The organism is Acinetobacter sp. YH16053, assembly GCF_013417035.1.
GTDB lineage: Bacteria > Pseudomonadota > Gammaproteobacteria > Pseudomonadales > Moraxellaceae > Acinetobacter > Acinetobacter towneri.
Genome location: NZ_VPEP01000003.1, coordinates 185,695 through 199,140 on the forward strand (window position 1 = coordinate 185,695; position 13,446 = coordinate 199,140).

Sequence of the window (13,446 nt, forward strand, 5' to 3'; positions counted from 1 at the left end):
GGCTAGAGCGTTGGCTTAGCTATGTTGAAAATTCAGATGTTTAACTTCTTTGCGTAATTTTTGAACTTCATCAATCAGGTCTAGCATCATGGCTACAGCTGAAAAGCTGGCTTCAAAATCGCGTTGTAGACGATAGGCCTGACGAGCGCGAGTCACATCTTCACCAAAAAATTGATGGATACGTTCTGCAGGGCGGGAAGGCAAGATGTCATATTCTAGAAGTTGTAAGACCCATTCTGGGCTTTGCCCACAGGCAGCAGCAAAATTTTTTAAATCAAGTTGGGTAAACTCTTCTATGAGTTCTGTATGTTGTCCGTCTAAAGTAGTTTCACGATATAGAATAGTGGTCATAGCATACTCCTTCTAGTTTATTTCAAGTTGAATCATCAACCTGAAATGAGGGATTGTATTTGCATCTGATTGCTTTATATCAAAGTGGATGATCCTTTAATTTAGCGCCTATAGCATGCAATTGAGTCTATTATTTGTATTGCTTTGGTGAATTTGTGGCCTATCCATGCCGTTGAGTTATTCTGCTTAGAATTAAAATGCACAACCAATATAGATTATTTTTTGTGCAATGTGTTTAATTATTCAAGCATTTCATCAGAAGTGATAGCCTAAAGTTTAAGCTTATTGTTTCAAAGTATGACAATAAAAAAGACCCTTGAAAGGGTCTTTGGGATCAGCAGCTTATTCTGAATGGCGATGGAACTTAGTATTTCACCCAAGTCACGCTTCGGCCAATTACAGAAACACCAACATAACCACGTAAGGTTAAGCGTTTACCATTTGCACTTAAGCGAGCTTTGCCTTTATAAACCTTACCGCCAATTGGGTCTAGCACGTGGCCTTGGTTAAATTCACGTGGGTTTTTCGGGTCTTGTTTAAAGCCCCAAATAAAAGGTAAACCAAGGAAAGGTTTATTTTTGAGTGTGCCTGGACATTTGGTGCAGGTCACCATTTTTTCTGCGCCAGGAACATTGCGGGTTTCAACAATAATACCTTCATAGGTACCATCTGCTTTTTTGCGAATTTCTACATCCGCACGTGAATACCCTGTACGGTCATCAATGGTTTTCCATTTGCCAATTAGAGGATCACTTTCAGCAAAACTTAAACTAGAAAGTGTGGCGAAAATCAGACCTGCAAAAATCCCTTTATAATTTTTTTTCATCAATGTGTCCCCAAATGCGTTAAAAATCTTAAAAATAGAGTAAAAATTCTATTTTGAGCTTTATAGCAAGAAAATACTGATGACGCAAATTGATCATGGTAAATTTAGAAAGAAATACCTAAGAAAAACGTGAAAATTAAAACTTTGGTTTGCTTTTGAAGCTATTGTTTTGATGAGTGCGATAAAAGTCCAATTGAGGATATATCAATCATTTCAGACTTTTATCGCTTAAAAAGAGATGGGGAAAGAACAGCGATTAGTATTTAATCCAAGTCATTTTACGGCTGGCATTGGTAGAAATATCTACATTGTAGAGGGTTAAATGTTTGCCGTTACTGCTTAGGCGTGCGCGCGTTTTATATTGCTTACCCGTACGTGGGTCTAAATAATCACCTTCATAAAATTCAATTTGATTGCTTGGTGTTGCTTTTAAGTGGCTTAATGGCACAAAACCCATAAGTGGCTTATCTTTATTTTTACCAGTGCACAGTGTGCAGCTTTCCAGACGTGGTGCGCCAGGTACAGCACGGAGTTCTACAATCTTGGCGGCATAAGCACCTTGTTTGTCTTTGCTCATGACAACATCTGACAATGAAAAACCTGTGCGGTAATCTAAAGTTTTCCATTTGCCCAAGAGGGGGTCAGCATTGGCAGCATAAGCCAGACTTGAACAGCAGATTGCGCTTATGAAAACTAAACGAGAAAAGAACAGGGTGTTCATAAAATCAATATCCCAGAGAAGAAGCAGCCTAAAATATATAAAGGCATAAAAAAAATATGGGATTATTTATACCCAATTTACGCGGTATTTTCTAGTAATTGCATGAAAGTTTTGTGAAATTAATCACATGAAAAGTAATAAAATAATAGGTTTTGACGATGGTCATCACGTAAATAAAAAATGAGCAGAATGTACTGCTCATTTTTGATGAATTTTCAGCATTGCATCACATATTAATCATGGTATTCACCATGCCATTTAACTGAGATGTTCTCCAAATAAACCTAAGGCTTCTTCGGCACTAAAGCTATATTGTGTGCTGCAGAATTGACAATCCATAGTAATAGGGTTCTGATGTTCCAAAGTTTCACGTACCGCAGCAACACCAATTTGCATTAAGGCATTGGCACAGCGCTCTTTGGAGCAAGTGCAACCAAAACGTAAGGCTTCCACTTCAGGCAAACGCACTTGTTCTTCATTGTATAAACGGTACAAAATTTCATTGACGTCTAAATCAGTCAATTCTTCCGCTTTTAAGGTTTCAGTCAGCATGGTCACACGCGGCCATAAATCTTCATCGACCCGTTGTTGTTCTTCTTCACTGTTACGCGGCAACAATTGAATCAGCAAACCGCCCGCACGTTCGGCATTGCTTGCCAACACAATACGAGTTGGAATTTGTGCCGATAAGTCGTAATACTGCATTAAACATTCAGCTAAATTGGCTTTGTCCAAAGGCACAATACCTTGATAACGCTCACCAAATTCAGGCTCGATATTAATAAACAGTACAGGACTGACCAAACTTTTCAGGACGGTACTGCTGTCTTCAGCGCTTAAAAAGCGCGGGTCTTGTTCGTAGTCTGCCAACGCACGCACTTCACCCAAGTGGTTACATTCCGCCATGGCCCATTTAAATGTGCCAGATGCCTGAATTTGTAAGCTAATACGCCCTTTAATTTTTAGGGTACTGGCCAGTAGGGCAGTGGCGCAAAGCATTTCTCCCAACAACACTTGTACCGCAGGCACATAATCACGTTGTTTCAAAATGGTTTGCAAAGCTTCTTCGAGATGAACTACTTCACCACGAACAGGGCTATCTTCAATAAAAAAGCGTTGGCGTAAATCAGACATAAAATTCTCCATAACCCTGTTTTAATGGTGGCAATATTGTAAAACACAAGTCAGTTTGCTGCATCACGTGTTACATCAATATGACTGCTATGCAAGCCGCGTTTTAAATCGACACCCAAGGGCATTTCACGGTTTTGTGCATCACTTTCAAACAGGTGTTCCAGTTCTGCCAAAGCGTTACGATGGGTTTCATATACTTTTTGTTCATCGGTATAAATGTGCTGCTGTTGTGCCAAGAGTTGTTCATCATAATCACGGAACAACTCAATGCTTTTATAGGCATCTTTTTCATTAATGCCCAAATCGCGCAAAGCCTGATAGGCCATGCCTAAAGAGGATAAATACGTTTCACGCCAAATATAGGTAACGCCTAAATCGCGCAATAAGTGCACATGATGACGATCACGAGCGCGTACCAGTAATTTTAGCGCTGGATAATTCAGGCGAATATGCCGTGCCACGTTCATTGAGTCTTCAATATCATCAATGGCTAGAATAAAGATTTTGGCATGCTCGATGCCTGCGGCACGTAAAATTTCAGGTTGAGTGGCATCGCCATAATAGACTTTACCGCCGTAATTCCGCACAAAATCAATTTTATCCATATTGCTGTCGATGGCAGTAAAGTGCAGATGCTGCAAGTACGCCACACGGGCAATAATTTGTCCAAAACGACCAAAACCCGCAATAATCATGGGGTGATGTGTATCGGGAATTTCGTCATATTCAGGCGATTTTTCACGTTCTAAGCGAGGAATAATTTGACTGCTCATCAACCAATATAAAATTGGGGTCAACACCATCGACAAAGTCACAATTAAGGTCAGTGGTTGCAGCATGGCCTGGCTGAGCACACTTTCACTTTGTGCGACACTGAGCACCACAAAGGCAAACTCACCGCCTTGTGCCAAGCAAGTCGCCAACAACAAACTATTGCGCCAAGAATATTGGAAATAACGGGCAATGGCCGTGAGGCTAATCAGTTTGATGAGCAGGAGCAGCAATGCACCGCCTACAATCAGCCAAGGGGTATTCATTAAGATTGCCAGTTCGGTGCTCATCCCGACGGTCATAAAAAATAAGCCTAGCAATAAGCCTTTGAATGGGGCAATACTGGCTTCTAACTCATGTCTAAATTCGGAATCTGCCAACAATACGCCTGTTAAAAATGCACCTAAGGTGGTGCTAATGCCCAGCACATCCATAATGCTGACCACGCCAAGTACAATGAATAAACCGACAGCAGTGATCAGTTCATGTGCGCCACTTTTAGCCACAAAACGAAAAAATGGACGCATGAGATAACGGCTAAATAAGAACAAACCGCTAAAGGTCGCCATGATTGCAGCAAAATAAGCAATGCCATGATGAGTCGATTCTGCACCTGCTAACATGGGAATGATGGCAATTAAAGGAATGGCGGCAATATCTTGAAACAGCAGAATGGAAAAGGATTGTTGTCCATAACTGCTGTTGAGTTGCTGCTTTTCTTGCAACATTTGTAGCACAAAGGCTGTAGAGGAAAGTGCCAGTGCAAAACCTATCACCACACTTGAGGCAATGCCTTGCTGTAAGGCAAAAAAAGCCAAGATTGCAAGTAGAATACCCGTGATGCCGACCTGTAAACTACCCAAAACAAAAATGGGCTTGCGCATTTCCCACAGCCGTTGTGGACGCAGTTCTAAGCCAATAATAAACATCAGGAACACCACACCATATTCTGCCAGTTCCTGAATATCATCGGGGTCGCTGGCAATATTGAATACGCTAGGCCCTAGCAAAATGCCTGTAAACAAATAGCCCAATACGGTCGCAATACCAAAGCGTTTTAGTAAGGGAACCAAAACCAATGAAGCGCCTAGAAAAATGGTTATTTGTAACAATAAGGACATGTGGTCATCCAAAGTTTAAAGCGGTGGATTATTGAAATAAGTGCTGATACAGCTAAGTTTCAATTTACAGTATTAGCTAAATTCTTGCGGATCTATATCTAAACTTAGTTTCATGCTGGATGGCTTTTCATGCAACATATTTTGCCACCAGTTCCTGATATAAAAATGTAAGCGTGCCCGATCTTTAGACAACAACACCATGTGTGCATGGAAACGTCCTGCTTTACGTTCCATTGGCGCAGGAATCGGCCCCCAAATTTCAATTAATTGTTCTGAATGTTCTCTAAGCCATTGTGCATGTTGTTGTAAAAATTGCTGGTTTAATTCCTGACTTTTAGATTCACAGCGAATCAAAGCACTGTAACGATAAGGCGGTAATTGTGCAGCTTTGCGTTCTTTTAAAGTTTGTTTGGCAAACTTGCGGTAATCTCCCTCGACCAATGTGGTGAGAAGTGGATGATCAGGACGCACACTTTGCAAATAAACATCACCTTTATGCTCACCACGCCCTGCACGTCCCGCCACTTGTACAATCAGTTGAGCCGTGCGTTCAGGTGCGCGAATATCCACACTAAGTAAGCCTGAATCAATATCTAAAATTGCCACCAATGTCACATAGGGAAAATGATGCCCTTTGGCCAGCATTTGCGTGCCCAATAAAATCAGTGGTTCGCTGCGTTGAATACGGTCATAAATTTTTTGCCAACTGCCAACACGACTGGTTGAGTCACGATCTACCCGAATCACATCTACAGTGGGAAACAGCTCGTTTAAACTGTCTTCGACTTTGGCAGTGCCCATGCCAATTGGTTTGAGTTCTGCATGGTTGCAGGCAGGGCATTGCTCAGGTTTACGATGAATCGTACCGCAGTGGTGGCAATGCAAATGTGTATAAGGTTGATGATGCAAGGTAAAGTTGGCATCACAATTCGGGCATTTGGCTTGCCATGCACAGCTCTCACAAATCAATACGGGTGCATAGCCGCGTCGGTTTAAAAACACCAAAACTTGTTCTTTTTTAGCCAAGCGTTTTTTGATTTCATCAATCAATTGTTGGCTAATACCGTGCTGTTTTTTGGCAATTTTTAAATCAATCAGGTGGATTTTGGGCATGAGTGCCGTGCCCGCGCGTTGATTTAATTCCAGACATTGCATTTTGCCTTGATCGACTAGTGCATAGCTGTCAATGCTTGGAGTTGCCGAACCTAAAATAACAGGGCAATTTTCCAGATGGGCACGATAGAGCGCAACATCACGGGCATGGTAGCGAAAACCTTCCTGCTGTTTAAAAGACAGGTCGTGTTCTTCATCTAAAATAATCAAGCCTAAATTTGGCAATGGGGTATAAATCGCAGAACGTGTACCTAAAATAATCGAGGCTTTGCCCGTTTGTGCGGCTTGCCACGCCTGCAAACGCTTGGAATCATTTAAACCTGAATGTAAGAGGGCGATGTGGCAGTGAAAACGCGATTGGAAACGGCTAATGGTTTGTGGCGTTAGACCAATTTCAGGTACTAACACCAACACTTGTTTGCCCTGTTTTAGTACCTCATGCATGATGTGTAAGTACACTTCAGTTTTACCGCTACCCGTTAAACCATCCAGTAAAAATGCTTTATATTGCTGCCGTACTTTAAGTACGCTGTCGATGGCTTTTTTCTGATCTGGATTAGGGGTTAAAGGCATTTGCGCCAAAGTCACTGGCATTGGGCTAAAATCTTGGGCTTCCAAAACACATGCGCAAATTTCTTTATTCGCCAAGGCTTTTAGGGTTGCTGTTTCAATGCCTGCCAAATTTAAAATATTTTCAGAAGTTCCCGAAGGATGCAGCTTTAAAATTTTATAGGCTTCTTGTTGTTTTTCTGAGCGTGTAATTTTAGCTTCGGCATGTGCATCCAACAATTTCCAAGTACGTGCCAATAAATTATAGGGTTTGGCTTGGCGCAATAAGCTAGGTAAGGCACTTTGCATCACTTCACCAATCGGGAATTGATAATATTGTGCCGACCATGTCAACAAAGTTAAAACTTTAGGGTCTAAAATCGCTTGCTCATCTAACAGTTCGCTAATGGCTTTGAGTTTAAAACGTGGATCAATTGGGGTGTCGAGTGCCAGTTTTTCGACAATAATCCCAACCAAGTTTTGCCGACCAAAAGAAACCAAGACCCGCGCGCCCACTTCTGCTTGCTGATATTGAGCTGCACTGAGCATATAATCGAAGCAGTCGTAAAGATATACGGGCACAGCCACTCGAATACGATAAACAGGCTGTCGGTCTAAAGTTGAATCTGGCATAGAAAAAGTCGTACCGTCCTGTGAAAAATGGCTTCGTGCTCGACTTTGGCATGTGTTAGAGTGAGCACAGAATTTATATCTAAGAATATGAATGATTTTAGTGGTCAGACGCAACTGCGTTGCAAGAAATTTTGGAAAATTAGAGCATTACAATGCCAGCATATCAATTTACTGCCATTGACGCTTCAGGGAAGCAGCAAAAAGGTGTTTTAGAGGGTGATTCTGCACGACAAATCCGTCAGCAATTACGCGACAAAGAATGGATTCCTGTCAGTGTCGATGCCGTTGAGCAAAAAGATAAACACAGTGGCAAACAATGGTTTCAGAAAAAAATCACCGCCTATGATTTGGCTTTGCTGACCCGTCAGTTATCGGTTTTGGTGGCTGCTGCAATTCCTTTAGAAGAAGCCGTGCGCGCTGTGGGCAAGCAAAGTGAAAAAGCCCATGTGCAAAATTTGTTGATGTCGGTGCGTTCCAAAGTTTTGGAAGGTTATTCACTGGCCAATGCTTTACAACAATCGGGGCGTTTTCCAGACTTATATATTGCCACCATTGCCGCAGGCGAGCGTTCGGGGCATTTGGATTTAATTCTGGAACAATTGGCAGATTACACCGAAAACCGCTTTGCCATGCAGAAAAAAATTCAAGGGGCGATGATTTATCCCATCATTTTAATGCTGATGTCTTTTGCGATTGTGATGGGTTTAATGACTTATGTCGTACCCGATATTGTTAAAACCTTTGATCAGAGCAAAGATGCCTTGCCGTGGATCACCGTGGCATTAATGAAAGCCAGTGATTTTATTCGTGTTGCATGGCCGTTTTTACTGGTGGCTTCTGTGGTGGGGGTATTGTTGTTGGCGCGTTTTTTACGCACCACCGCAGGGCATTATGCCTTTGACCGTTTAACCTTAAAGTTGCCGCTATTTGCAAAATTATCACGTGGGATTAATGCCGCGCGTTTTGCCAGTACCTTGTCTATTTTGACTCAGTCGGGTGTGCCTTTGGTGGATGCGCTAAAAATTGGTGCTGCGGTCAGTAATAACTGGGTCATTCGTGATGCGGTCAATTTGGCGGCAGAAAAAGTCACTGAAGGTGGTAACTTGGCGACGCAATTAGAGCGCAGTGGTTATTTCCCACCGATGATGGTACAAATGATCAAAAGTGGTGAAGCCTCGGGCGAGTTAGACCGTATGCTGTCACGTGCTTCAGACATGCAAGACCGTGAAGTGACCACACTGATTTCTACCCTGTTGGCATTATTAGAACCGTTGATGTTGGTACTGATGGCGAGTATTGTACTGGTGATTGTGATTGCGGTCATGCTGCCAATTGTGAATATGAACAATATGATTTAAATCGTTTTGAAGCATCGTTCTTCAAACAGAATCTAAAATAAATGTCGAATTGATATAAATAAATGAGAGAGATTGAATGAAACAGAAGCAACCGAGTAAACAGTCTGGTTTTACCCTGATTGAAGTCATGGTGGTGATTGTAATTTTAGGTGTGTTGGCGGCTTTAATCGTACCGAACGTAATGGGACGTGGTGAAAAAGCCAAAGTAGATACTACGGTTATTACTTTAAAAGGTGTGGCTGGCGCACTCGATCAATACAAACTCGATAATCAAAAATATCCTTCAATGCAAGACGGTGGTTTAGATGCCTTGGTGAATCAGCCTGCTTCGGCTAAAAACTGGTTGCCAGGCGGTTATGTGAAAGGGGGCTATCCGAAAGACAGTTGGGATAATGACATCCAATATGTGATTCCGGGTTCAGAAGGTCGTCCATTTGATTTATATTCTTTTGGTGCAGATGGTCAGCAGGGTGGTGAAGGTACCGATGCCGACATTTATTATCAGCCTTAATAGAAGATGAGTTGAGTCTATATATTGATTCAGTGAACTCCAAAAAAAAACCGAGCGCTTAATGCTCGGTTTTTTTATGAATGGTTATTTCTAGCCGCTATTGAACAGTACTATTAACGACGTGATTTAAACGACACATCCACCTGACGTGGTCGATAAATCCACCCCATAATTAACAACAGCAATGAGAAAATCAGCACAGGCCAATCGCTGAGTTGGGTATACAGTGTTTGACCTTGCATGGCAGGCAGATCACCACGCAGCACAAATTCCTGATCCATTGGCACTTGTTTGACAATATGCCCATGATGGTCAATAAATGCGGTCACACCTGTATTGGTGGCACGAACAAACCAGCGTCCATTTTCTTTGGCGCGCATTTGTACCATTTGTAAATGTTGCAATGGCCCTGCAGTACCCGTAAACCAAGCATCATTGGATACTGTTACCAAAAAGTCACTTTGGCTAGCATTGCGGCGGGTCAGGTTCGGATAAGCCACCTCATAACAAATGGCTGCCCCCAAATGATGCTGTTTAATTGCAAGCGGTTTTTGCTCAGACGCTCCACGTGAAAAACCACTCATGGATGGGTCATTTTGCATCGCAGGTAGTACCCAACTCAGTAAGCCTGAAAGCGGAATATATTCACCAAAAGGCACCAGACGCTGCTTTTTATACAAGCCTTCAGCCGCATCTCCCGTTGCCATAATGCTGTTGTAATACATTGGATGTTGCTGCACTTGTGATTCAGGCAAGTCCCAATACGGAATACCTGTCACCCACGAACTGCCCGTTTTTTCAGCCTGTGTTTTCATGGCATCCAAAAACGGTTCAATATCGGTCTGGAACATTGGAATGGATGATTCAGGCCAAACAATAATGTCGCGTCCCCATTCAGTTCGGGTCAAGCGGGTATAAATTTCCAAGGTCTTAATTTGGTATTCGGTTAGCCACTTTAAGTCTTGAGGAATGTTGCCTTGAATCAGAGAAACCGAGAGTGGCTTTTCAGATTTTGCAGTTACAAAACTGAGTTGTGCTGCACCCCATGCACCCAAAAGTAAAATTGCCGATGGAATCAGCCAGAAGATACGCTTTTTAAGGACTTCAACCAACGCACAGGCCAGCAAGATGACCACAAAAGACACCCCGAAAATACCAAACAACGGTGCATAGCTATCCAAAAAGCGTTCGGTGAAGGCATAACCTGCAAACAGCCATGGAAAACCTGTAAAGACCCAAGTTTTCGCCCATTCAAAAAATACCCATAGCGGTGCAAAAGTCAGTGGTGTTTCAGGGAAAAACCGACGATATAACCACGTTTGTACGGCAGTAAACAAACCCATCAACAGCGCCAGAATGACAATCATCAGCACGCTTAAAAAGGCATTGGTGTCGCCATAGACGTGAATGGATGTATAGAGCCAAAATGCTCCGACAAACCACAACCCAATCCCGTAAGACCAACCAATCAAAAAGGCCTGTTTCGGGGTGCGTTTGCTTAAAGTCGCATACAGCAAAGCAGGTGAAAGTAAGGCAATCCACCAGTAATGATAGGGAGCAAGTGCCAAACTAAACACTGCACCTGCCAATAGGGCAATGATTAATGGATAAATTAAGGGCAGTTGTTGATGTTCTGCAGGATTAGACAGCTTGGAAAAAAAAGTCCTCATTGACGTACGGCTCGAATCAGATGAATAGTGCGGGCATCTGCTTCAAGAATGGTAAACTCCCAGTTGCCAATCACAATCACTTGTCCTTGCAAATCACTCACCAAACCAATTTCCTGAAGCAATAAACCGCCCACAGTTTCTACTTCATCGTCAGAAAAATCTGCATCTAAAACATTATTAAAATGTTCGATTGGTGTAAGTGCTTGTACTAACCAAGTATTTGCCGTTTTTGGGTCGTGATCGGGGATGATGTATTCTGCTTCTTCGTCAATATTGTCGTGTTCATCTTCAATTTCACCGACAATTTCTTCTAAAATATCTTCTAAAGTAACCAAGCCCGAAGTGGTGCCATACTCATCAATCACCACTGCAATATGGGTTTGGGTGTTTTTGAGCATACGCAATACTTGGTCTGAACGAGCACTTTCAGGCACAAATAACGGCTGACGCATTAAGGCACGAATATCGACTTTGGTTCTTTGTTCGGTCAGTAAAGGCAATAAATCTTTTGCCAATAAAATCCCCACCACGTTGTCGGGTTGGTCAGATGAGAACACAGGAAAACGTGAATGTGCCGATTCGACCAGTACATGCAAAATGTCGAGTAGCTCATCATCTTCTTGTAAGCTAATCATGGCGGTACGTGGGGTCATGACTTCACGGATTTTGGTGGCAGGTAAATCCAGAACACCTTCGAGCATTGCCACCGTATCGGGTTCTAAAAAACGACGTGAATCTTGTACTAATTTTAGCAATTCATCGCGGGTTTCTGGTGCAGTGCCTAACCATTTTCTTAGGCCACGCATACCCCACGATGGGCCTGATTCCTCGTGCATGATCTTTCCTAAAGACTCTTTATATCTAAAAAACTTAGCTTAATCATACCTTAGAAAATACAGTTGTCTATTGCTAATCTTGGGAGAAAATGACGGCAATTACGTCACGAGATGTGTTGCTGTGCGTAGCGGGAACACATAAAACAAGGCTGCGCTTTATGCTAAACTAGCCCGATGTTTTAATATCGAGTCTGTGCATGTCTGAACTTCCTGTCACACCTAGTATTCAACTGAATACCCGCGGTTTGCGTTGCCCTGAACCTGTGATGATGCTGCATCAAGCCATTCGCAAATCTAAGTCTGGCGATGTGGTTGAAGTGTTTGCAACTGACAATTCGACGTCTTGGGATATTCCAAAATTTTGCATGCATTTGGGGCATGAGTTGTTATTGCAAGAAGAACGCTTAGATGAGCAAGGCAATAAAGAATTTCATTATTTGGTGAAAAAAGGCTAATAGGCAAAAATTAGCCTCAGGACTTTTAGAACACTATAATTTAAACACGATAAAATAGTCATGTGATCCATATAGGCATATTTCATTTGCAATTCATGCAAGTTGAAATATGCCTTTTGTGTTTTTAGCCATGACGTTCAACTTTATTTTTAATTTTTCATCAATTTTGCATCAATCCAACCTGCTTCACAGTTTGAGTTAAAAAATGGCGAAACGATCCACGAGTTGCGTTATCTGCTACACATTTTTTAAGGGACTTTTCAACTTTTCTGCATTGATAGGGCAAGTTGTGTGCTTGTGCAAAATCTAACAAAGCTCTGTGTGTTGTATAAGAAATAATTTTTAGAGTGTGAGTTTAGTCTATTGTTTAGTTATTGATTTTTAACAAAATTATTTTAAATATTTTTTAATATATGGAAAAATTAGCCTATAATGCGATCAGTTTATTGAGTTCGATTGCAGAACATTTGGGGATAAAATTAAGCAGATTTGGGGTTTTGCTTGGTTTGAATGTTATATGGCAGTGTTTATGTTTTATAAGGCTGAAAAAGCTGATTAAGCTGTCGCATTAAAGTAATCAAGTTAAGAAAAATAATTTTGGGGGGCTTAACTGATTGTCTTTATCTTAAAAAAATATGCCATTTAGACTGAGCAAAATCTGCTTAATTTTTTACGTGATCAATCATCAATAAATCTTGCGTTATCATCATTTTGATTGAGTACGGTATGAGTTTAGATAAAAAGCAAAACTTTTCTTTAAAGCCACTGAGTGTGGCGTGTTTATTGGCCATGAGTATATCAGGCTGTTCATCGGGTTCAGGCTCTCAGTCAAGCACGGTTCAAGTCACTGATGTGTTGGGGGCAGAAAATGTCAGCCAAGAAGATCAACCGACTACAAATGAAGGCATTGGCAGCGGAGTAGAGCAACCTGTCGCACCATCTGCACCCATTACCGATCAACCTCCTGTGAATTTAGAGCTAGATCATGGCGATGCATCATCCAATGGCGGTGGTTTGAGTGGTGGCAGTACAGATCATGGCAATACATCACCAACTGAAGATTCACTTTTAGACAGCAATGATGCTGTACCTAGCGATGATGCTACCGTTTTAGAAAATAATGATGTCAATCAGCCTGATACGATACCTACACTTGAATCACCTCCGTCAGAAGCAGAGCAACCTGTCGATGTGGTAGCTCCACCTGCAGTAGAGCCTGCTTTAACCGACACCGTTTTGATCGATAGTGCAATTCAAGATATTGAAGCACCACAAGATACCTCTGACATCGAGATGGGCAGTGCGATTCAAGAACCTGAACCTTCACAAAACATTTTAGAAGTCGAAACAGGCAGTGCATTTCTTGAAACGAAGGCAATTTAACCATCACAGGCAAC

At 42.0% G+C, this 13,446-nt stretch carries 12 protein-coding genes; 4 read left to right on the forward strand and 8 right to left on the reverse strand.

Translation table 11 applies throughout. The annotated features are described in order from the left end of the window. Positions 1–15 precede the first annotated feature (15 nt). From FTV43_RS04250 to FTV43_RS04275, 6 genes are all read right to left on the reverse strand, one after another. Positions 16–351 (reverse strand): chaperone modulator CbpM, encoded by a 336-nt coding sequence (locus FTV43_RS04250; protein ID WP_168417556.1) that lies wholly within the window; start codon positions 349–351, stop codon positions 16–18. A 364-nt stretch (positions 352–715) separates the two neighbouring features. After that, positions 716–1,177, reverse strand: a complete 462-nt coding sequence (locus FTV43_RS04255) for a DUF2147 domain-containing protein (protein WP_104852969.1) — start codon at positions 1,175–1,177, stop codon at positions 716–718. A 256-nt stretch (positions 1,178–1,433) separates the two neighbouring features. Beyond that, positions 1,434–1,898: a DUF2147 domain-containing protein gene (locus tag FTV43_RS04260; protein ID WP_179994931.1), complete on the reverse strand. Its 465-nt coding sequence runs from the start codon at positions 1,896–1,898 to the stop codon at positions 1,434–1,436. A gap of 258 nt (positions 1,899–2,156) precedes the next feature. Then, positions 2,157–3,032: an Hsp33 family molecular chaperone HslO gene (hslO, locus tag FTV43_RS04265; RefSeq protein ID WP_004975941.1), complete on the reverse strand. Its 876-nt coding sequence runs from the start codon at positions 3,030–3,032 to the stop codon at positions 2,157–2,159. Positions 3,033–3,082: 50 nt separating this feature from the next. Continuing rightward, on the reverse strand, positions 3,083–4,924 hold the full coding sequence (locus FTV43_RS04270) for a monovalent cation:proton antiporter-2 (CPA2) family protein (RefSeq protein ID WP_154321101.1): 1,842 nt from the start codon (positions 4,922–4,924) through the stop codon (positions 3,083–3,085). Positions 4,925–4,996: 72 nt separating this feature from the next. Next, entirely contained in the window at positions 4,997–7,219 is a 2,223-nt protein-coding gene (locus tag FTV43_RS04275) for a primosomal protein N' (protein WP_179994932.1), read from the reverse strand. Positions 7,220–7,371: 152 nt separating this feature from the next. Between FTV43_RS04275 and gspF the strand changes: the two genes are divergently transcribed. Further along, complete coding sequence (gene gspF / locus FTV43_RS04280; RefSeq protein ID WP_179994933.1) at positions 7,372–8,577, forward strand: type II secretion system inner membrane protein GspF; 1,206 nt, start codon at positions 7,372–7,374, stop codon at positions 8,575–8,577. Between the two features lie 76 nt (positions 8,578–8,653). Continuing rightward, on the forward strand, positions 8,654–9,088 hold the full coding sequence (gene gspG, locus FTV43_RS04285; RefSeq protein WP_004975950.1) for a type II secretion system major pseudopilin GspG: 435 nt from the start codon (positions 8,654–8,656) through the stop codon (positions 9,086–9,088). Positions 9,089–9,201: 113 nt separating this feature from the next. Here the strand turns inward: gspG and lnt are convergent, their stop codons facing one another. Then, positions 9,202–10,758: an apolipoprotein N-acyltransferase gene (lnt, locus tag FTV43_RS04290; protein WP_179994934.1), complete on the reverse strand. Its 1,557-nt coding sequence runs from the start codon at positions 10,756–10,758 to the stop codon at positions 9,202–9,204. Next, a complete protein-coding gene (locus FTV43_RS04295; protein ID WP_004975954.1) occupies positions 10,755–11,594 on the reverse strand; it encodes a CBS domain-containing protein in 840 nt (279 codons plus the stop codon). Before FTV43_RS04295 ends, lnt begins: the two co-directional genes overlap by 4 nt. A gap of 197 nt (positions 11,595–11,791) precedes the next feature. Between FTV43_RS04295 and tusA the strand changes: the two genes are divergently transcribed. Beyond that, positions 11,792–12,049, forward strand: a complete 258-nt coding sequence (gene tusA, locus FTV43_RS04300) for a sulfurtransferase TusA (protein ID WP_004975955.1) — start codon at positions 11,792–11,794, stop codon at positions 12,047–12,049. 726 nt (positions 12,050–12,775) lie between these two features. Then, complete coding sequence (locus FTV43_RS04305; RefSeq protein ID WP_179994935.1) at positions 12,776–13,432, forward strand: hypothetical protein; 657 nt, start codon at positions 12,776–12,778, stop codon at positions 13,430–13,432. Positions 13,433–13,446 lie beyond the last annotated feature (14 nt).